General features: G+C 60.8%; 18 protein-coding genes. 13 read left to right on the forward strand and 5 right to left on the reverse strand.

The genetic code is table 11. The annotated features are described in order from the left end of the window. The first annotated feature begins 111 nt into the window (after positions 1 to 111). Positions 112 to 2,013, forward strand: a complete 1,902-nt coding sequence (locus tag ACIQUF_RS02340; RefSeq protein WP_403127872.1) for a potassium transporter Kup — start codon at positions 112 to 114, stop codon at positions 2,011 to 2,013. Between the two features lie 158 nt (positions 2,014 to 2,171). Here ACIQUF_RS02340 and ACIQUF_RS02345 read toward each other — a convergent pair whose 3' ends face one another. Beyond that, the gene (locus ACIQUF_RS02345; RefSeq protein WP_403127876.1) at positions 2,172 to 2,681 is read right to left on the reverse strand and encodes a ProQ/FinO family protein; all 510 of its coding nucleotides are present in this window, start codon (positions 2,679 to 2,681) and stop codon (positions 2,172 to 2,174) included. Between the two features lie 200 nt (positions 2,682 to 2,881). Here ACIQUF_RS02345 and ACIQUF_RS02350 point away from each other — a divergent pair, with 200 nt between their 5' ends. The 3 genes from ACIQUF_RS02350 to ACIQUF_RS02360 all read left to right on the forward strand — a co-directional run bounded on the left by ACIQUF_RS02350 (position 2,882) and on the right by ACIQUF_RS02360 (position 5,077). Further along, positions 2,882 to 3,619, forward strand: coding sequence for a tellurite resistance TerB family protein (locus ACIQUF_RS02350; protein ID WP_403127879.1), 738 nt, complete (start codon positions 2,882 to 2,884; stop codon positions 3,617 to 3,619). 174 nt (positions 3,620 to 3,793) lie between these two features. Then, a complete protein-coding gene (locus ACIQUF_RS02355; RefSeq protein WP_403127882.1) occupies positions 3,794 to 3,964 on the forward strand; it encodes a hypothetical protein in 171 nt (56 codons plus the stop codon). Between the two features lie 216 nt (positions 3,965 to 4,180). Beyond that, positions 4,181 to 5,077, forward strand: coding sequence for an alpha/beta fold hydrolase (locus tag ACIQUF_RS02360; RefSeq protein ID WP_403127885.1), 897 nt, complete (start codon positions 4,181 to 4,183; stop codon positions 5,075 to 5,077). Between the two features lie 550 nt (positions 5,078 to 5,627). Here the strand turns inward: ACIQUF_RS02360 and ACIQUF_RS02365 are convergent. Beyond that, positions 5,628 to 5,909, reverse strand: a complete 282-nt coding sequence (locus tag ACIQUF_RS02365; RefSeq protein WP_403127888.1) for a hypothetical protein — start codon at positions 5,907 to 5,909, stop codon at positions 5,628 to 5,630. Continuing rightward, complete coding sequence (locus ACIQUF_RS02370; protein WP_403127891.1) at positions 5,906 to 6,199, reverse strand: hypothetical protein; 294 nt, start codon at positions 6,197 to 6,199, stop codon at positions 5,906 to 5,908. Before ACIQUF_RS02370 ends, ACIQUF_RS02365 begins: the two co-directional genes overlap by 4 nt. A 403-nt stretch (positions 6,200 to 6,602) precedes the next feature. On the opposite strand from ACIQUF_RS02370, the gene ACIQUF_RS02375 reads away from it, so the two are divergent. Beyond that, positions 6,603 to 7,625: an alpha/beta hydrolase gene (locus ACIQUF_RS02375; RefSeq protein ID WP_403128868.1), complete on the forward strand. Its 1,023-nt coding sequence runs from the start codon at positions 6,603 to 6,605 to the stop codon at positions 7,623 to 7,625. 293 nt (positions 7,626 to 7,918) lie between these two features. Here ACIQUF_RS02375 and ACIQUF_RS02380 read toward each other — a convergent pair whose 3' ends face one another. Beyond that, positions 7,919 to 9,130 (reverse strand): MFS transporter, encoded by a 1,212-nt coding sequence (locus ACIQUF_RS02380; RefSeq protein WP_403127892.1) that lies wholly within the window; start codon positions 9,128 to 9,130, stop codon positions 7,919 to 7,921. Positions 9,131 to 9,294: 164 nt separating this feature from the next. Between ACIQUF_RS02380 and ACIQUF_RS02385 the strand changes: the two genes are divergently transcribed. Continuing rightward, complete coding sequence (locus ACIQUF_RS02385) at positions 9,295 to 10,188, forward strand: LysR family transcriptional regulator (RefSeq protein ID WP_403127895.1); 894 nt, start codon at positions 9,295 to 9,297, stop codon at positions 10,186 to 10,188. A 178-nt stretch (positions 10,189 to 10,366) separates the two neighbouring features. Here ACIQUF_RS02385 and ACIQUF_RS02390 read toward each other — a convergent pair whose 3' ends face one another. After that, positions 10,367 to 11,170: a transporter gene (locus ACIQUF_RS02390; RefSeq protein WP_403127898.1), complete on the reverse strand. Its 804-nt coding sequence runs from the start codon at positions 11,168 to 11,170 to the stop codon at positions 10,367 to 10,369. A 189-nt stretch (positions 11,171 to 11,359) separates the two neighbouring features. Here ACIQUF_RS02390 and ACIQUF_RS02395 point away from each other — a divergent pair, with 189 nt between their 5' ends. From ACIQUF_RS02395 to ACIQUF_RS02425, 7 genes are all read left to right on the forward strand, one after another. Continuing rightward, positions 11,360 to 13,687 (forward strand): tetratricopeptide repeat protein, encoded by a 2,328-nt coding sequence (locus tag ACIQUF_RS02395; protein ID WP_403127901.1) that lies wholly within the window; start codon positions 11,360 to 11,362, stop codon positions 13,685 to 13,687. Positions 13,688 to 13,791: 104 nt separating this feature from the next. Beyond that, the gene (locus ACIQUF_RS02400; RefSeq protein ID WP_403127904.1) at positions 13,792 to 14,766 is read left to right on the forward strand and encodes an AAA family ATPase; all 975 of its coding nucleotides are present in this window, start codon (positions 13,792 to 13,794) and stop codon (positions 14,764 to 14,766) included. 13 nt (positions 14,767 to 14,779) lie between these two features. Further along, positions 14,780 to 15,721 carry a DUF58 domain-containing protein gene (locus ACIQUF_RS02405; protein ID WP_403127907.1) on the forward strand — a complete coding sequence of 314 codons (942 nt, stop codon included), beginning with the start codon at positions 14,780 to 14,782 and terminating at the stop codon, positions 15,719 to 15,721. After that, positions 15,718 to 16,227: a DUF4381 domain-containing protein gene (locus ACIQUF_RS02410; protein ID WP_403127910.1), complete on the forward strand. Its 510-nt coding sequence runs from the start codon at positions 15,718 to 15,720 to the stop codon at positions 16,225 to 16,227. Before ACIQUF_RS02405 ends, ACIQUF_RS02410 begins: the two co-directional genes overlap by 4 nt. Further along, on the forward strand, positions 16,214 to 17,206 hold the full coding sequence (locus ACIQUF_RS02415; protein WP_403127912.1) for a vWA domain-containing protein: 993 nt from the start codon (positions 16,214 to 16,216) through the stop codon (positions 17,204 to 17,206). The genes ACIQUF_RS02410 and ACIQUF_RS02415 overlap by 14 nt, the downstream gene beginning before the upstream one ends. A gap of 1 nt (position 17,207) precedes the next feature. Continuing rightward, positions 17,208 to 18,806 carry a VWA domain-containing protein gene (locus ACIQUF_RS02420; protein WP_403127914.1) on the forward strand — a complete coding sequence of 533 codons (1,599 nt, stop codon included), beginning with the start codon at positions 17,208 to 17,210 and terminating at the stop codon, positions 18,804 to 18,806. Further along, the gene (locus ACIQUF_RS02425) at positions 18,803 to 20,098 is read left to right on the forward strand and encodes a hypothetical protein (RefSeq protein WP_403127917.1); all 1,296 of its coding nucleotides are present in this window, start codon (positions 18,803 to 18,805) and stop codon (positions 20,096 to 20,098) included. The genes ACIQUF_RS02420 and ACIQUF_RS02425 overlap by 4 nt, the downstream gene beginning before the upstream one ends. Positions 20,099 to 20,114 lie beyond the last annotated feature (16 nt).

Consider the following 20,114-nt stretch of genomic DNA (forward strand, 5'->3'; position numbering starts at 1 on the left):
TTTCTTTTCGATTTTTTACGGACTTTTTACGGCGTATCGCGTTTCTCGAAATGATACTGGCGGTACTTTTTCCCACCGTCGGGCAGCGTCAACCGTGCAGAGAAGTCATCAGTGAGTGCAACAGCAACCGCCGCGAATCAATCCAACCCCGCCACCGGCTCAGGTATCGGTCTGCTCATCGCCGCAGTGGGCGTGGTCTATGGGGACATCGGCACCAGCCCCCTGTACACCCTGAAAGAAGTATTCTCTGGCCACTACGGTGTGCAGCCCAGCCACGATGGTGTGCTGGGCATCCTGTCCCTGGTCTTCTGGTCGCTGATTTGGGTGGTGTCCATCAAGTACGTGCTGTTCGTGCTGCGCGCCGACAACCAGGGCGAGGGCGGGATCATGGCGTTGACCGCGCTGGCGCGTCGGGCGGCGGCGCCGTTTCCGCGGATGAGCCGGGTGCTGGTGCTGCTGGGGCTGTTCGGCGCTGCGCTGTTCTACGGCGACAGCATGATCACCCCGGCGATTTCGGTGCTGTCGGCCGTCGAGGGCCTGCAACTGGCATTCGACGGGATCGACCACTGGGTGGTGCCCGTGGCGGTGGTCGTGCTGGTCGGGTTGTTCCTGATTCAGAAGCACGGCACGGCGCGTATCGGCATCTTGTTCGGGCCGGTGATGGTGGTGTGGTTCGTGGTCCTCGGGGCGCTGGGCATCCATGGCATCGTGCAGCGCCCTGAAGTGCTACAGGCACTCAACCCGGCCTGGGCGGTGCAGTTCTTCATCGTCCATCCGGGCATCGGCGTGGCCATCCTCGGGGCCGTGGTGCTGGCCCTGACCGGTGCGGAAGCGCTGTACGCTGATATGGGCCATTTCGGCCGCAAACCGATTGCCCGCGCCTGGTTCATGCTGGTGTTGCCCGGGCTGGTGCTGAACTACTTTGGCCAGGGTGCGTTGATCCTCGGCAACCCCGAGGCGGTACGCAACCCGTTCTACCTGCTGGCGCCGAGCTGGGCCTTGCTGCCGATGGTCGCGTTGTCGACCCTGGCCACCATCATCGCCTCGCAGGCGGTGATTTCCGGTGCCTTTTCGCTGACTCGCCAGGCCATTCAGTTGGGCTATGTGCCGCGCATGTTCATCCAGCACACCTCCAGCGAGGAGCAGGGGCAGATCTACGTCGGCACGGTGAACTGGGCGCTGATGGTTGGTGTGGTGTTGCTGGTGATCGGTTTCGAGTCCTCCAGCGCGCTGGCCGCCGCCTATGGCGTGGCGGTCACCGGCACCATGCTGATCACCACCTTGCTGTCCTCGGCGGTGGTGCTGCTGGCATGGAAAACTCCGCGCTGGCTGGCCATCCCCATGCTCCTTGGCTTCCTGCTGGTGGACAGCCTGTACTTCGCGGCCAATGCGCCAAAAATCATCGAGGGCGGCGCGTTCCCGGTGATTGCCGGGGTGTTGCTGTTCATCACCATGACCACATGGAAGCGCGGGCGAAAAATCATCGTCGAGCGCCTGGACGAAACCGCGCTGCCGTTACCATTGTTCATCAGCAGTGTTCAGGCACAGCCGCCGCACCGGGTTCAAGGCACGGCGGTGTTCCTCACCGCGCGCACCGACGCCGTGCCCCATGCGTTGCTGCACAACCTGCTGCACAACCAGGTCCTGCATGAACAGGTGGTACTGCTGACGGTGGTGTCCGAGGATGCGCCGCGCGTCAGTGCCGGGCAACGCATCGATGTCGAAGCCTTTGGCCACGGGTTCTTCCGCGTCAGCCTGCATTTCGGCTTTATCGAAGAGCCGGACGTACCGTTGGCCCTGGCCCAGTGCCAGCGCGCCGACCTGGACTTCAGCCCGATGCGCACCACCTACTTCTTGAGCCGGGAAACCGTGGTGCCCACCACGCGTATCGGCATGGCGAAGTGGCGCGAGCATCTGTTCGCGTTCTTGCTCAAGAATGCCAACAGCAACCTGAAGTACTTCAAGCTCCCGCTCAACCGGGTGATCGAGCTGGGCACGCAAGTGGAAATGTGAGGGCTGTCATTAAGCCATCGCGGATGAATCCGCTCCTACAGCAACCAATGTAGGAGCGGATTCATCCGCGATGCGCCGCGCAAGCGGCGCTCGATTCCGTAGGCGCTACGAATGCCCAAGGCTGATGGCCATTCAAATGGCCATCAGCCTGCTGCAATTCAGTCCGCAGTCTGCTCAACAGCCGCATCGGCGACGGGAGCCGGGGCAGGCGCTTTCGACTTCGCACGATTGCGTCGGTCCTGGCTGCGTTGCCGCGAAGCCTGCTGCTTGGCATGCAGCGCCTGGGCGGCGGTCACCGTGCCAGCCGGTTGACCGTTCAAGTCCAGGCGTGGCGCATCTTCCACCATGCTTGCCCAGTATCGGTTTCCGCGGCACCAGGTGGAGATGCCCAGCTTGAGCTGTTCGCGGGTGATGCCGAGCAGTTCGAGGTGTTGCTCGGCATCCTTGAAAATGCCTTCTTTGAGCGGAACCTTGGGCGCGGGGTTGACCGGGAAGGCCAACGGAAAATGCTTCTGCAATGGCCAGATCGCCGCCACCGCCGGATCCACCTCGCGAGGCTTCGCAGGCGCAGAGGGCTTGCGCTTGCGAGACGGTGCGCTCTCGGCCTTGGTCTGCTGTTTTTCAGCCCGCAGGCGGTCACGTAGTTCAGCTAGTTGTTCAAAACCCATCGTTCATTTCACTGCTATGAAGTTGTTCGCGTGGGCAAGGATAAGCCATATAGCGTTCGGCAGCAGAAAAAAGGACGAATCGCCGCTAATTTTCGTGGAAACGCCGGCTGGCTTCCGTCGGCCAGACGGTCGTGTCGGATCATCGTGACAAGGCTATCGTTGCTTGTCTGGGCAACGACTACCAACCGAGGGCGGCGCCAATGAACACCAGTGATCTGCTCGAACAGTTACTGCGAGCCGGGCAAGGCTCGCAAGCGCAACAAGGGCGCGGCGGCCTGTCATCGCAAGACAGCCTGGGCGGTTTGGGTGGCCTGCTTGGTGGGCTGCTGGGTGGCGGCAGTTCAACGGCTGGCGGTAGCGGGCTAGGCGGTTTGCTGGGTGGCATGTTGGGTGGCGCGGGTGGTGGCAGTGCGGGCGGCTATAGCCAAGGGCGCTCCAAGGGTGGCACCAACTACGCAGCTTTGGCATCGCTGGGCATGATGGCCTTCCAGGCCTATCAAAGCTGGCAGCGCAGCCAGGCGGCAGCCCCGCAACAGGCGGTGCGTACCGTCGATCAATTGTCCGGCCCCGAAGCCGAGGATCACAGCCATGCCATCCTGCGCGCGCTGATTGCCGCCGCCAAGGCTGACGGTCGCATCGACGAGCAGGAAGAGCAGTTGATCTACGCCGAAATCAAACGTCAAACCAGCGATCCGCAATTGCAGCAATGGCTGGATGAAGAAGTCAGCAAGCCACTCGATGCTGCAGAGGTGGCGCAGTCGGCTCGGGACCCGGCGATGGCCGCGGAAATGTACCTGGCCAGCGTAATGCTGGTGGACGACCAGCAGGATGCAGAACGGGCCTACCTTGACGAACTGTCCGGCGCGCTGCAACTTGATCCAGCCTTGCAGGTGCAACTGGAGCAGCAGGCCAAAGGCGCAGCTTCGGGTCGTACCTGAAAAACAGCGACGTACGAACGGGCCTGTGGCGCAGCCCATGTTGTCACTTATGAATATGACTACGCGGCTGCACTTACTCAGCGGGTCCGGGTGTTTGACGATGACTTCGCCAACCACGGTGACCCGCACCATCCATTGATTAAGAGAAGGACGGTTACCCGGGAAAAGATACGCATGACTCACCTGCGCTGGCTCAATCAAAAAAACCAGATCAGCTATGAGGTCTACACACGCGCCTCGCACACGGACGCTGAAGCACTCGAGCAGGGTCTGGAATCGGTAATGAGGGCTACCGCGCTGAAGCTGAGCGACACCGAAGGACGATCGCCTGCCATGACGCGCTGATGATTTTCGGAAGGGAGGTAGCCAAGGCGGCCGATTGGCGGGCAAAAGAAAGCCCGCTGCTAGGCGGGCAAGGTCTATCACGTAGGGATAGCTTGAGTATCCCTGTGATGGCGTGAAAATTGAGTGAAAGAAAAGTCCTCACAATGTGATTCACACCAATTTGATTGTTGAATGTACCCTTGATGACATAGGGCATTGCAGAAAAAGGAATATCCAATGCGTACTGCAATGATCTTTATGGCGGTCGCGGCGACATTGTCGTTGATGTCAGCGCCACTGCTGGCGGTTACCGCCCAGCGTCCTAAATCAAGCCTGCAGCGTATTTCAGTCCAGGTGGAGGGCTCTGGCCCGGACATCATACTCATTCCGGGACTGGCGTCGTCCCGAAATGTATGGGCTGATTTGGCCCTCAAGTTACGGCAGAGCCACCGCCTGCACCTGGTACAGATTGCAGGCTTCGCCGGCGCGCCTGCCGTGCTTGATGAAGAGGGGAAAGTGGCCGCTCCGGCGGCCGAAGCTGTAGCTGAATACATCCGCACTCAGCGCATCGAGGCGCCCGCGATCATCGGTCATTCTCTGGGAGGAGAGGTTGCATTGATGTTGGGTGCTCGCCATCCCGACCAGGTGGGGCCGTTGATGGTCGTCGATGCATTGCCCTTCTATACATTGCTGATGAACCCTTCGGCGACCAGCGAAACCGCTGCATCGCACGCAGCTGCAATGCGTGATTCGCTGTTGACGGCTTCGCCGGAACAGGCCGCGGCCATGCAGCATGCCGCCATTGCCCGTCTCGTCAAAACCGAAGCAGTCAGGAAAGACTTGGCCGCAGCGGGAATCAGCTCAGATCGCAAGACCGTGTCGGATGCCGTGTATGAATTGATGGTCACCGACCTGCGTCCTGAGCTCAGTCGCATCAGGGTGCCGGTCGAGGTCGTGTATGCCTATGACGACCTGTACGGCGTGCCTGCATCCACTGTCGATGCGATGTACCGTCAGGCCTACGCCACGACACCTGACATCCATTTCACGCGTGTCGACGGTAGTTTCCACTTTGTCATGCTTGATCAGCCGGAACGGTTCGCCAGTATCGTTATGGAATTTCTCGATAAGTGAACGGCCACTGCCTCAATGCCAGAGGCGCCTATGGGTCGACGGTGCGGTTCATGAGTGACCGCTTTCGACCCATGGCAAACGTCCGAAAAGGGTCGATTGCAGCCGCTCACGACTGACCGCTACCGACCCAAAGCTGCCGTTGGTCGAGGTCGGCTCCTCGTTTGTCACTCGCTGGCTGAGCACTGCAACGAAGTGCCCATCTTCATCATCGCTCTGGCCTCAATGAAGCTTGGCGTGCGGGTCTATCGCGACAGCGATGGTTCGGCCAGGCCTTGCACCGAGGTAGGTCATTCTGCTGCTATCAGCAACAGATGAAACCGAGACTGGCCCTTGGTCATGGGCTCCATGCTCTTACGCCAATTATCCAGCCTTGTGCGTTGAGACGGCTTGCGACGTTTTCATACACGTCACCAATAATGTTCCTGCTCACGCCTGCGACCGGCGGTGTCCATCACTCGACAAGTAGTCGACCGTCAACCGAACTCACCATGTGGCAAATAATCTTAGGTCTCATCGGTAGATCCTCCTGTTGAAGGTTGCGATGAAACAATCAGTCGACGTTGTTCCACCAAGGCTCAAATGACTGAGCGCGCCCATCGAACAAAACTGGCTGACCGATCACGGGTGTCCAGAGGGCGTACGGGCGCCCCGCACTGGCAAGCACCAAGCGCTTGAAGGGATCGTTCCAGTCATGGGAAGCAAGCGTGAAACGGCCAACGTGCGAGGGTGGGAGCGCACGGGCGCCGATGTCTTCGGTTGCACGCGCCGCCTCTTCGGGGTTCATGTGCAGGTTGGCCCAGCGTGGGTCGTATTGACCGCTGTCGAGCGTCACCCAATCAAACGGACCGTAGCGGTTGCCGATATCTGCAAAGTGTCTTTAACAGCAAGAAAGTTTTCTTTGCGAATTGACCACTGGGTAGCGCCTTTGGTTAGAAACGGCGTATCGGTGAGGTTTTGAAAAGCGTCGCTACGATAGTTGGGCGAGGCTTGAACATGCGCAAGCCGTTCCCCTTCGGGCAATTGACCAAACACAGGTTGGCGCAGGTAAATCATCACGGCTGCAACGCCTGCAACGGTCAGCAAAGCCAATACGACCAGCCCACGACGCCAAAACTTTCTCATCCGAGTTCCTAACACCTGTTGATCATGACAGGAATGTTAGGCAGCGCAGATACCTGAAACTAGATGGCTATTTCTTGATGAGCTTGTGAATTTCACTCAACAGTATTCCGGTCGCCGCAGCGTGTTTAGGCGCATTGCCATTGCTGATCAAATTTCACAAACACATGAAAATTACTCCTACTAATCATCGTGGGGTGCGAGGGGCAACATAGCTACACCCGGGTCGATCATGCCGCCGAGTCCATGGCGCGCACCGAAACGATCTTCAACCTCCCCTCAGAAAGGTGCATCGACGATGAGTAACTCGTTCGTGAATAGCCACGGTATGCCCAGCAGCCAATCAAAAGCCGGCAAGCCACCCATGCGGCTTGCCGCGCTAGGTGTTTTTCTCGCCTCATTGGCGATGGTTTCCGTGCCAACGGGCTCAGCCTTCGCTGCCGGCTCGGCTAAGGCTGCAAGCATTCCCGCCGGCGCTGACAACTTCTACAAAAGCGACAGCGTGACCGTGCAGAAGGTGACCTTCAAAAACCAGTACGGCATGCAGGTAACGGGAAATCTCGTCACACCCAAAAACCTGGATCGCAAAAGCAAGGCACCTGCCATCATCGTCGGCCATCCGATGGGCGCTGTGAAAGAACAAAGCTCGATGCTCTACGCGCAAAAGTTGGCTGAGCAGGGTTTTGTGACCTTGGCCATCGACTTGCCATTCTGGGGCGAAAGCGAAGGCAAGCCACGCAACCTGGTAGCACCGGAGCTATACACCGAGGCCTTCAGCGCAGCAGTCGACTATCTGGGTACGAGCGACTTTATCGACCGCGACCGTATCGGCGTATTGGGCATTTGCGGCAGCGGTGGCTTCTCCATCAGCGCTGCCAAACTGGATCCGCGCTTGAAAGCGATCGCCACCGTGAGCATGTACGACATGGGCGCGGTCACCCGCAATGGCCTCAACCATTCGGTGACACTGGAACAACGCAAGGCGATGCTCGCTAAAGCAGCAGAGCAACGCTATACCGAGTACACCACCGGCGAAGGCATTTTCCTCAGCTACCTGCCGGCCACTCCCACAGCGGAAACCGACCCGGTCACGCGCGAATTCTGGGACTTCTACCGCACTCCACGCGGCATAGCGATTCCCGAAGGCATGACGCTGGAGCAGACCCAGAACCGTATGCTGACCAGCGAAGTTCGTTTTGTGAACTTCTACCCATTTAATGATATTGAAACCATTTCTCCGCGCCCGCTGCTGTTCATCACCGGCGACCAGGCGCACTCCAAAGAATTCAGCGAAGACGCCTACAAGCGTGCTGGCGAGCCAAAAGAACTGTACTACGTGAAAGGCGCTGGGCACGTCGACCTCTACGACCGTGCCGACCTGATTCCGTGGGAAAAGCTGACCGGTTTCTTCCTAAAGAACCTCAAGTAACGTGTTGGGTGCCCTACTCGGGGCACGCCATCTTTCCCCGCGACGTCACAACGTCGGACGGCAATGAGTAATTCCTTGCCTCTGCCTGATCTCGACTCTCAATACAGGTCTGGGCCACTGCGCCCTGAATGGGGAGTTCTCTGCTGCTCCCCTGCACCTGTCTCCTACGCCAGAGCACGCCGTTCCATCCCGTGCTCACCTCACCATTCATTCAGTTCCCGCACGTTTCCTTGTTCACCTGCCGCCCAGCATCGACTTTGTGACTGCTGCCGCTGCGTTGCTCACGGCAGGCATCAGGTCATCACAGCCTGTTTAGTCCGAGCAGTCAGCAACGACACGCCAGCAGATGCAACCAGCAGTGCTGCCGCTGCTACGAACGTAGCCTGATAACCCTGGCTATCGAACAGCACGCCACCCAGCGTCGAACCCAGCGCGATGGAAAGCTGAATCACCGCTACCATCAACCCACCTCCGGCCTCGGCATCTTCCGGCACCGACAGCGCCAGCCATGACCACCAGCCTACGGGCGCAGCTGTAGCCACAAGCCCCCACAAGGACAGCAGTACAAAAACCACGGCGACCGAGCCACCAAATATTACGAGAGCAATCCCAAGTGCTGCCATCAGCAATGGAATGATGATCAAGGTGGGATACAGCCCCTTCTTGAGAAATGAACCGATAAACAGGGTGCCCAGAAAGCCTGCAATACCCAGTGCCAGCAGCATGGTCGACAAGGTAGGAACATCGACTTGAGTCACGGTCTCAAGAAACGGGCGAATGTAGGTAAACAACTCGAACTGGCCCATGAAGAACAGGCCGACCGCGAGCATGCCGAGTGCAACCAACGGATTACCCAGCAGCTTGAAAACGCTGGATGAGCCGGCCTCCCTTTTCTGTGCGTGCATCGACGGCAGGCTGATCCATTGCCAGGCCAAGGCAACCAGCCCGATTGGAACCAGGCAGAGAAACGCACCGCGCCAGCCGATAACACCGCCCAGGTAGCTGCCCAATGGCGCGGCGACCACGGTTGCCAGAGCATTACCGCCGTTAAAGATGGCCAGGGCTTTGGGCACACTTACTGTGGGCACCAAACGGATAGCGACCGCAGCGGACATCGACCAGAAACCACCAATCACGACGCCGATAAATGCGCGTCCAACCATGTAGATGAAGTAATTGCTCGCCAGGCCTACGACCAATCCCGACACGCACATCAACGCAGTCATCAGCAGCAACAGTGTCTTGCGATTCATCGCACCGGCAACCCTGGAAATGGACAAGCTGGTCAGCACGGCAAAGGCACCGGAAATAGCGATGCCATAACCCGCCAGACCTTCGCTTATCCCCAGATCGTTGGCGATTGGACTCAGCAGGCTTACAGGCATGAATTCCGACGCGATCAGCGCGAATACGCACAAGGTCATGGCAAACACGCCGCTCCAATGCGGCTGCTCGTCTGTAATTGCGGTGCCCTGCCGGGCAGCATCAGTGGTAGGACTATTCATAGGTTTCACTCACACAACGTCGTTGAAGGGGCGTAACCCACCCCGCAAAAAAGCGTTCAGCTAACGGCGAAAGCTATTGCTGATCGAGTGAAAGCATCTTGACGGATTAGTATTGGCGTGATTAGTAGGCATAGTTTTTATGAGTTAGTGAGAAAACCTCAGCAATGGCGCAGCCCAAAGTAAATGACCTGCAAGCTTTCGTCGCCGTAGCTCGCGATCAAAGCTTTACCAAAGCGGCGCTCAAGCTTGGGGTAACCCCTTCGGCCCTAAGCCACACCGTCCGAGGGCTTGAAGAGCGGCTGGGCATCAGGCTGCTGTCGCGCACCACACGCAACGTTTCTACCACTGATGCGGGCGCTAAACTGATGCGCTCCATCGCGCCACTGTTCGAGCAGATCGCTGCCGAAGTCGAGGCGCTAAATGATCTGCGCGACAAGCCGCGAGGAACAATCCGCATTACCTGCACGGATGACTCGATTGAGCTGTGCGTCAGGCCGAAGCTGAAGCAGTTCGTTGAGCAGTACCCGGAAATCGTTCTGGAGTTGTTCGTCGACTACGGTTTCACCAATGTTGTGGAAGAACGTTTCGATGCAGGCATCCGTCTGGGCGAAGCGATCAGCAAAGACATGATTGCCGTAAGGATCGGGGCGGACTGGCGGCTTTCCCTGGTGGCCTCACCCAGCTACTTCGAACAGCACCCTCCACCCGAAACACCCCACGATTTGATGAAGCACACCTGCATCAACATCCGTCACCGACCATCTGGCTCCATCTACGCTTGGGAATTCGAACGCGACGGCAAACCCTTTACTGTGAAAGGTGAAGGGCCGCTGGTTTTCAACAGCATTGTTCATGTGCTCAATGCCGCTCTGGACGGCATTGGCATCGGTTATGTGCCGGAAGAACTGGTAGCGCCCTATCTGGCCGAGGGCAAGCTTCAAGAGGTGCTCCCAGAATGGTGCCCGACGTTCCAGGGCTATCACTTGTATTACGCGAATCGGCGGCAGGCATCCCCGGCCTTTACCGCACTGATTGAGACACTCCGCTACAAGGCATGAGGGTGGGTAAGGTCGGTTCTGATCAGTGGTGACAGGCAGCTATTGGCCGAATGCTCCCTTACGCCACCGTCCGTTTTGGGTCGGTAGCGGTCAGTCGCGACCGCCTGCTTCCGGCCCATTGCGGACGGTGCATGCCTTGGGGTCAGTGCGGTGTTCGGATGTGTTCGCCTTGAAATGTTCAGCGCCTATGAGATCGAGCGCCGCGCGGGCGGCGCTCGATCTCATAGGCCAGACGATCCGAATCCAGCCAATAGCGCGGGCCGGCCTGCAGGGTGAGCGGGTGCCCATCGACCTTCAGCAACTGAGTCACGGTGAGGTTGAGCGGGATCGACCATTCTCTGGATTGCCAGTCGTAGTTCGCCTCACTGTTGATGCCAAAGGTGGTCAGAGAACTGTTGGTGAATGAAAGAAAGGGCTGCAGGAACGTCTGGTTGACCTTGTCCTTGCCATCGGCTGGGCTGCCCTCCAGCCCCCAGATATGGTTGGCCAGTATTCCATGAGTCCAGCCGTTGGCCTGTTTCAAGGCAACTGCGGTGGGGCCGAGCCCCCATTGCTCATTACTGAGAACGTCGTCGCTGCCAGTCGGGATCAGCACTGCCGGCCCGGCGCCGAGTATCCAGCCGCTGGCAGTCGGTTGTTTCGGGGAGAAGAAGAAACTCTGGGTGATGTCGCCCACACCGGATTTGTCCGCTCCAGCGCCCAAACCATGCTGGTCGATCACCGGGAGAATCGTGCGCGAGATCAGGTTCCAGTCGTCATTCAGGCTGAAGGGCAGCACCGGCTGGATATTGGTCAGGCTGCGCTTGCCATCTCCGCTGGGGCCCATTTTCTGGTCCCAGTTGTACTGCACGGGCAGGCTGTACATGGCGGCCACCGGGTTCAGCGCTTTCTTGGCGAGTTCTGCCGAGTCTTCCGCGTGTCCAACCCCGGTGGGCACCAGCAAGGCAAGCAGATAGAACGGGTGGTGGTTCCCTTTCAACATAGAGTGCCTCGTCAGATGAGTTGCCACGTTGCGCGACCGCGATCTGCAAGCAGAAGCAAAGCATAGCTGAGGTTTTTTCCGCGGCCTGGCCTGTCAATGTTCGAGCCTTGCGCTAGCCTGATCACCCAGACGTAGCGTGCCAGAAGAGCCCGAAGGGCCGTTTGTTCGCGTTGACCGTGGAGCTAAGGGATGGGGCATCGCAACGAAGGAAAGGGTTTGGGTTCGTCGCTCAAGGCTTGGTGGCGGCGGGCTGTATTGATCACCTTGTTGCTTGGCCCGGGAGGCATGGCATGGGCCGCCCAGGACTCAGGCGAAGGTTACGTGCCGACGGCTACTTGCCTGGGGTGCCATGTCACGCAGGCCAACGCCTGGAAAGATTCCGATCACGGCTGGGCAATGCGCGATGCCAACGAAGCCAATGTCCTGGGCAATTTCAAGAATGCTCGGTTCGACGAGGCCGGCGTGACGGCGCTCTTCTTCCGCAAGCAAGGCAGCTTTTTCGTCAATACCGAGGGTGAAGACGGTAAACCCGCAGACTTTCAAATTCTGTACACGTTCGGCCACTATCCGCTGCAACAGTATCTGGTCGCCTTGCCAAGGGGCCGCCTGCAGGCGCTGACCATTGCCTGGGACAGCAGAACCAGGCAGGAGGGCGGGCAACGCTGGTTCTCGCTCTACCCAGGCCAACGCTTCGCCCCTGAAGACGCGCTGCACTGGACAGGCCGATACCAGAACTGGAACGGCATGTGCGCGGATTGCCATTCCACCCGTTTGATGAAGCATTACGACGACCGTCAGGACAGCTTCGCAACCACCTGGAAAGAGCAGAATGTCGGCTGTCAGAGCTGCCATGGCCCGGGCCAAGCGCATGTTGATTGGGCGAATAAAGCCGCGCCAGCCAAACAAACGTACGCCTCGGCCAAGGACATTGGCCTCACTGTGGATTACAAAGCGCTAGGCAGCCAGGGCCAGGTCGAACAGTGCGCCTTCTGCCACAGCCGCCGCCAGACCCTTGGCGTCGGCCAGCTCCCCGGCCATCCGCAGCTCGACCAGAGCCTGCCGGCGACGTTGCGCAGCGGCCTTTATCACGCCGATGGCCAGATCGACGGGGAGGTCTACGAGTACGGTTCGTTCACCCAAAGCAAAATGTACAACGCCGGTGTCGGCTGCACCGATTGCCACAATCCGCACACCAGCAAAGTGAAGGTCGAAGGTAACGGCCTGTGCCTGCAATGCCACAACGGCAACCCGCCGGTGGCTCGCTTCGCGACATTGCAGGCCAAGGACTACGACACGCCCGCCCACCATCATCATGCCCCAGGCAGCCCCGGCGCCCAGTGCGTGAGCTGCCACATGCCAACCAAGAGCTACATGGTGGTCGACCCGCGTCGTGACCACAGCTTGCGCATCCCGCGGCCCGACCTCGCCAGCAAGATAGACAGCCCCGATGCCTGCACCGCCTGCCACAAGGACCAGCAACCGGCCTGGGCGGCCAAGGCGATCGAGCAGTGGTTTGGCACACCGAAGCGGCCCGCGCTGTTCGGTGAGAATTTCCAGGCGGTGCGCAACGGCGAAGGCATTCCAATGAGCCTGTTGAGTGCAGTGCTGGCAGACAAGACCAAGCCGACTATCGTACGGGCTACTGCCGCCGAACAGATGGCCGACTTGGGACAACAGGCGTCGATCAGCCTGGGTTGGGCGCTCAAGGACCCGAGCCCCTTGGTGCGCGCCTATGCCGCGTCGGGCTTTTCAAGCGTGCCACCGCAGCAACGTCTCAAGACACTGCTGCCTTTGCTCGAAGATCCCGCCCTTGCGGTTCGCGACGAGGCTGTGCGGGCGCTCGCCGATGTGCCCAAGGCGCAGTTGCCTGCGCAATCGCTGGACGCGTTCAGCACTGCGCTGGCGGACTACGAAACGCGCCTGCGCGGCAATGCCGACCTGCCGGGCGGGCGCTTGAACCTGGCGGTGCTGCTGAGCCGACAGGGTCGCCAGGCCGAAGCCATGGAGCAGTATCGCCAGGCATTGAAATTGGACCCGTACTTCGTCCCTGCACGGGTCAACCTGGCCAATCTGGCGACGGCCGAACATCAACTGGATGAAGCGGAAGGGGTGCTGCGCGCCGGCCTGGCACTGGCCAAGATGCCGGCCACTGACCATGGCAACCTGGCCTACATGCTGGCGCTGCTATTGGTGGAAAAGCGCCAGCCGCAAGAGGCGCTGAACTGGATGGAGACCGCAGCAGTGGCGCTGCCGGGCAATACGCGCATTCGCTACAACCAAGGCCTGCTGCTGTCGCGCATGAACCGCCGCGATGAGGCCCTGGTGGCCCTTGAAAGCGGCTTGCAGCAGGCGCCGGAAAACCCCGACTTGCTCTACTCGCTGATCTACCTGCATGCCTTGGCCGGTGAGCAGAGCGAGGCCTATGCGTACGTTCAGCGTATGCGCAAAGCAGCGCCGGACGATCCGCGGCTGCAGGGTATCGAGCCTTATTGGCAACGATACGAAAGTACCCGTTGAGCTGGCGCTGGTGACATGAGCGTCTAGATTTACCAAGTCGCCTTCAGCAGTTGCGAACCGTCGTGGGCCATCCCGCCCATGCCCTGCTGTACAGGAGTGGACCCGTGGACATACGCGAGCAGATTGCCGCGCTTGAAGCCAGTGTGGCGCAAAGTGTACTGGGCCAGGCGCATACCATCCGCCATGTGATTCTCGGCTTGCTGGCCAACGGCCATGTACTACTCGAGAGCTTTCCGGGGCTGGCCAAGACCCGTACGGTCAAGGCCCTGGCGACGCACCTGGAAGCCAGCATGCGGCGCATTCAATTCACCCCGGACTTGTTGCCTTCGGACATCACCGGCGGCGAAATCCTCCAGCAGACCGCCCAAGGCAACGAGATCAAATTCCAACCCGGTCCGCTGTTCGGCAACGTGATTCTCGCCGACGAAATCAACCGTGCCCCGGCCAAGGTCCAGGCGGCGCTGCTGGAGGCCATGGAAGAGCGCCAGATCACCGTGGCCGGCCAAAGCTACCCGATGTCCGGGTTGTTCATGGTGCTGGCCACCCAGAACCCCATCGAACAAGAGGGCACCTACCCGCTGCCCGAGGCGCAGATGGACCGCTTTCTGATGAAGCTGCAGCTGGACTATCCGCAGGTCGAGGATGAAAGCCAGGTGTTGCGCCTGGTGCGCACTGAGGAACAGCAGGCCAGCCATCCGCATCAGGCGCCTGAGCGTCTGGCCCAGGAAGTGCTGTTCGCGGCGCGCAGCGCCATTGCGGGCGTCGCGGTTTCAGCGGCGCTCGATCGCTACGTGATCGACCTGATCAATGCGACTCGCCATCCGGCAGCGCATGACCCTGACCTTGCGCGCTGGATCAAGATCGGCGCCAGCCCGCGTGGCGGCATCAGCCTGGATCGGGTAGCGCGCGCCCATGCCTGGCTTGCTGGGCAGGACTTCGTCACCCCAGACGATGTGCGCGCGGTGGTCCACCCGGTGTTGCGCCATCGCCTGCAGCTCTCTTACGACGCGATCGCCGATGGCATCGGCGCTGACCAGGTGATCGACCGTTTGCTGGACAAAGTGGCGATCCCGGCCTGAGCGGAGCGAGCCCATGCAACCGACTCAGGATGGTTTCGTTTACGCCTCGCTTGGCCAGCTCATGGCCTTCGAGCACCGCGTGCGCGGCTTGAGCTTTCTGGCGCGTCAGCCGCTGGCCAGCATCCTGGCCGGCAGCCATGCTTCGCGCCTGCGGGGCAGGGGCCTGAGCTTCGACGAGCTGCGCCGGTACATCCCCGGTGACGATCTGCGCCACCTCGACTGGCGAGCGTCGTTGCGCTTCGGCAAGCCCTTCGTGCGCACCTTCACCGAGGAACGTGACCGGCCGACGCTGCTGCTGGTGGATCAACGCATGAACATGTACTTCGGTTCGCAGCGCAGCTTCAAATCGGTCACCGCCGCCGAGCTTGCCGCCTTGTCGGCGTGGATCGCATTGCATGCCGGCGACCGCGTCGGTGGCTTGGTGTTCGACGACCAGCAGGTGACGCACATCAAGCCGCTGCGCAGTCGCGCCCGGGTCCAGGCGCTGTGCGCTGCGGTGGTGCGCAGCAACAACGCACTCACCGCGGCAGGCCCGGACAGCGAGCAACAAGTGCAGCTCGACAACATGCTGCGCACGGCCATCGGCATCGCCGGGCATGATGCCCTGGTGTGCATCATCAGCGACTTTGCCGGGGTGACCGAGCAGACCTTGAAACTGCTGCGCCAGCTCAGTGCGCACAACGATGTGATCGCCATGCAGGTGTATGACCCCATCGCTTTGGAAGTGCCGGACAAGGGGCGGCTGACCGTGACCCAGGGCGAGCTGCAGATCGACCTTGAAGTCGGTCGCCGACAGGTGCAGCGGCCGTTGAGCGAGTATTTCTCCGGGCGTTTGCAGGAAGTAGCCCAACTGCTGCGGCGCAGCCAGATCCCGCTGATGATGATCAGCACCGGTGATGAAGTGTTGGATCAAGTGCGGCGTGAGCTGGGCCGACTTTCGGGCGGTACCCGGTGAGTACCCGGCCACCCGCCGCGGCGATCGACCAGCTCAAGGAGTTGCCGTTGCCGGTTCCGCCGTTCAGCTATACCCCGCAGACCTGGGGCTGGTGGGTGGTGTTGGCGATTGTCCTGGCGGCGGGATTGGGCTACGGCGTGTTTGCCTGGCGGCGCTGGCAGCGTGAGCGGTATCGGCGCGAGGCGCTGCAATGCCTCAACCAACTTGATGCGTCGCTGGCCATCCCTGACCAGCGTCTGTCGGCCCTGCGCGAACTACCCGAACTGCTCAAGCGTGTGGCGCTGTCTATGCCTGATTCACCGCCCGTACAGAGCTTGTCAGGCTCACAATGGCAGGCGTTTTTGCAGCAGCGGGCACGCTTTGCCTTGCCCGAACAGTTTGCCGAGCGCCTGCAGACCCTGGCCTATGCCCCGGATGCGCAGGTGCAGGCAATCGGCGCAGAAGAACTCAGCACGCTGCTGCGAACCAGTCGGCGCTGGATCGAGGCTCATCATGTGGCAGTTTGACTACCTCTGGGTGTTCTTGCTGCTGCCGTTGCCCTGGCTTGCCTATCGTTTCCTGCGCCCATATCAGGAACCGCACAGTGCGTTGCGGGTGCCGTTTTTCTTCGCCATGAGCCGGGCAGTCAATCAGCTGCCGAGTACCTCGCAAAGTACGGGCGGTCGCTGGCAGGTGATCATCAACGTGCTGGTGTGGGGACTGCTGTTGGCAGCCTGTGCGCGTCCAGTGCTGGTGGAAAAGGCCATCGAGCACGACCAGCCGATTCGCGACATGCTGCTGGCGATCGATATTTCCCAATCCATGCAGGCCAAGGATTTCACGGATGCCAACGGCCAGCAGACAGACCGTTTGAGCGCCGTCAAAGGCGTGGTGCGCGACTTCATCGCCCAGCGCAAGCAGGACCGCATTGGCCTGATCGTCTTTGGAACCGGCGCCTACCCACAGGCACCCTTGACCCTGGACCACGCCAGCCTGCTGCTCTTGCTCGATGAGGTAGGCGTTGGCATGGCCGGCCCGAACACCGCGATCGGTGATGCAATTGGCCTGGCCATCAAGCTGCTGGATTCGGCCAAGGAGCAGGAGAAGGTGCTGATACTGCTCAGCGACGGCAATGACACCGGCAGCGCGATCACACCTGGGCACGCGGCTGCGCTCGCCAATGCGCGCGATATCGTAGTACATACCATTGGTATCGGTGACCCCCAGGCCAGCGGCGAGGACAAGGTCGACCTGCAGGCGCTGGAAGATATCGCCCACACCACAGGCGGGCGCTTCTTCCGCGCCGATGATCGCGGTGCCCTGGCTCAGGTCTATGCCACGCTCGACCAGATAACCCCACACAAGGTCAAGACGTTCAGCCACCAGCCCAAGCGCGACCTGTTCTGGTGGCCATTGGCTGCGGCCTTGCTGTTGCTGGCAGTGGGTCACTCCCTTGCTGCGATGGCATCACCGTTGCGGTCAAAACCTGCGCAGGCGAGGCCTTGAGATGGACATCGACCTCAGTGCGCTGCATCTCCTTCGCCCTTACTGGCTGTTGCTGTGGATCCCGGCGGCGGCGTTGCCTTGGGCGTGGCGGAGGCGCAATGACTTGAAGCGGCAATTGCAGGGTACGATCGCGCCGCACCTGGTCGAGCATCTGATCATCACGCCCCAAGAGCAGCCGCGACTGCGGCCGGTCTACCTGCTGGCAGCCTTGCTCAGCATCGGCGCCCTGGCCGCTGCCGGGCCGACCTGGCAGCGAGACATTCCGGCGTTCGTCGACAATCGCGCGCCGCTGATACTGGCGCTGGACCTTTCGCCCTCTATGGATGCCGACGACGTGCCTCCCTCGCGTTTGCAGGCCGCCAAACACACCCTGCACGACCTGGTCATGCGCAGGGCAGGGGCGCGGACCGCACTGATTGCCTACGCCGGTAGCGCGCACCTGGTCTTGCCTGCCACCCAAGATCCGCAACTGCTCGACACCTTCCTGCAGGCCTTGTCCACCAACCTGATCGCACAAACCGGCAAGGACGTGCTGGGGGTGATCGAGGTGGCCAAGCGGCTGCTGGCAGCCGAGCAAGTGCCCGGCACCCTGGTGTTGCTCACCGATGGCGCCGATGCCAGCCAGTTCGCGGCGATCCCGGCTGCGCTGAAAGGCAGCGACTTGCAGGTGATGGTGTTAGCGGTGGGTAGTGGCAACGCTGGCGTCCTGCGTGATGCCCAGGGCCGTGCGCGAATCGCCAGCGATGGCCGGCCAGTGCAGGCGGATTTCGACGAAGACGCGTTGCGCAAGCTGGCCAGCGCCAGCAATGGCCCCTTGGGCAGCCTGACCTTGAACGACGATGACCTCGATTGGATCGAACTGCATGCGCAGCGGCACTTTCAGGCGGCTCAAGGCGACCCGCAGCAGGTGCAGTGGAAGGACGCCGGTTATTGGCTGTGCTGGCCGCTGGCGCTGATTGCGCTGTTGTGCCTGCGTCGCGGTTGGAAGGTGCACTGGCTGGCCGTTGCGGGGCTGGCAGTGGTGCTGGGCGCACAACCACAGAGCGCCCGCGCCGGGCCTGTTGCCGATGCGTTTTTCACACCCGACCAGCAGGGGCGCTGGGCCTTCGAGCATGGCCATTATCCTCAGGCCGCCGAGCATTTCACCGACCCATTCTGGAAAGGTCTGGCAGCCTACAACGCCGCCGATTACGACCTCGCCCTCGCCAGCTTGGGCAGGCTCGATAGTGCCCAGGCCAATTTCTACCGGGGCAACATCTATGTGCGCCAATTCAAGTTTGCCCAGGCGATCACGGCTTATCAGCAGGCATTGAAGCAGCAGGCGGTCTTTCCTGAAGCCACCGCCAATCTCGCGCTGGCCCAGGCGTTGCTGAAGGACTACGAAGACCAGCAGCAGGCCGGTACACCGGATGAGAAGGCCGACAAGGTGGTCGAGGACCAGACGCCCTCCCAAGGTGCCAAGCAAAAGCAACAGGTAACGCCCCAGGCGGCGTCCGATCAGGTCTGGCTGAATAACCTGACGACCTCACCAGCACAGTTTCTTCAGCGCAAGTTCTTGCTCCAGGATGCGTCGCGAGGAACGGCGGAGGGCAATCGATGAAGCGTTTGCTACTCCTGTTGGGGCTTTACTTGCCGCTGTTTGCCCTGGCGGCGCCTGAGGCCCGGATGCAAACGCGCCTGACGCCTGCCGGCGACACGGTGGTAGGCGCCACCGTCGAATTGCAGGTCGATTTGCTGGTCGACACCTGGTTCACCCAGCCACCGGTGCTGCCGGTCATCAATCTACCGGGCGCCACGGTGAGTGCACCCAGCGGCGAGGCCCAGCATCTGAACGAACAGCATGACGGCAAGACCTTCTTCGGCCTGCGCTACACCTATCAGATTACCCCGCAGGCGGCCCAGACCTTCACGCTTGCGGCGCAATCCTTTCAGGTATTCCCTGGGCAATCGGATACGCCTATCACGCTTGCCAGCGAACCGTTGACGTTCGTTGCCAAGCCTTTGGCCGGTGATGCTGTGGGGCATCGCCTGGTGGCAAGCAACGTCAGCCTCACGCAACAGACGCAGTTGTCGCATTCGCCGCTGCGTGCGGGCGACAGCATTACCCGGCGTGTAGTCACCCGCGCCGAGGGCACCCAGGCGATGTTGCTACCGCCGCCGCCGCTGAGCGAAGTCGCCGGCCTCAAACGTTATGTACAAACGCCCAAAGTAGCGCCTCTGAGTGACGGGCGAGGCGGTGCGAACGGTGGGCAGCGGGAAGACAGCGTGACCTACGTGGTATCGGCCGCAGGACACTACCAGCTGCCGGCCATCGAGCTGCAGTGGTGGGATGCCGCCACTGGCCAGGCCAGACAGGCAACGCTACCACCCGTCGAGATGGACGTCATCGAAGGGACTTATAAGGCGCCGTTCTCCATTGACGAAGACCTGCGTGCGATAGGCCGCCAGGCCCAATTGCGCTTGCCGGCGCAGTGGCTATGGTTGATCGGGCTGCTGGTGCTCGGCGGGGGGCTGATTTACCTCGCCAGGCCTTGGCTGCAGGCGGGATGGCACCGATTCAGAGTCTGGCAAGCGGCGCGGCGCACGGCGCGCTTGCAGTCTGCGGACTACGCCTGGACGTTGGCCCGCAAGCAACTGGCGCAAAGTCCTCCTGAGCTGGGCGGCCTGTATCTGTGGATCCGTCGCCGTACCGGGCACTACACGCTGTTTGAATTTTCCCAGGATTTGCCCCCCTCACTGGGCGTTCGTCTACTAGACTCGCTCCAGACCTGCTACGGCAAGGCCACAGGGGTAATTGCGCCGTCGAGCCCGATGCTGAATCAGGTTCGGCGAGCGGCAGCGCCGGAGCGACGCATCGGTAAGCGCAAGGGCTTGAAACCACTCAATCCATGAACAGAGTCGAGCAGGG

This window comes from Pseudomonas sp. NPDC090233 (assembly GCF_044772285.1).
Lineage (GTDB): Bacteria > Pseudomonadota > Gammaproteobacteria > Pseudomonadales > Pseudomonadaceae > Aquipseudomonas.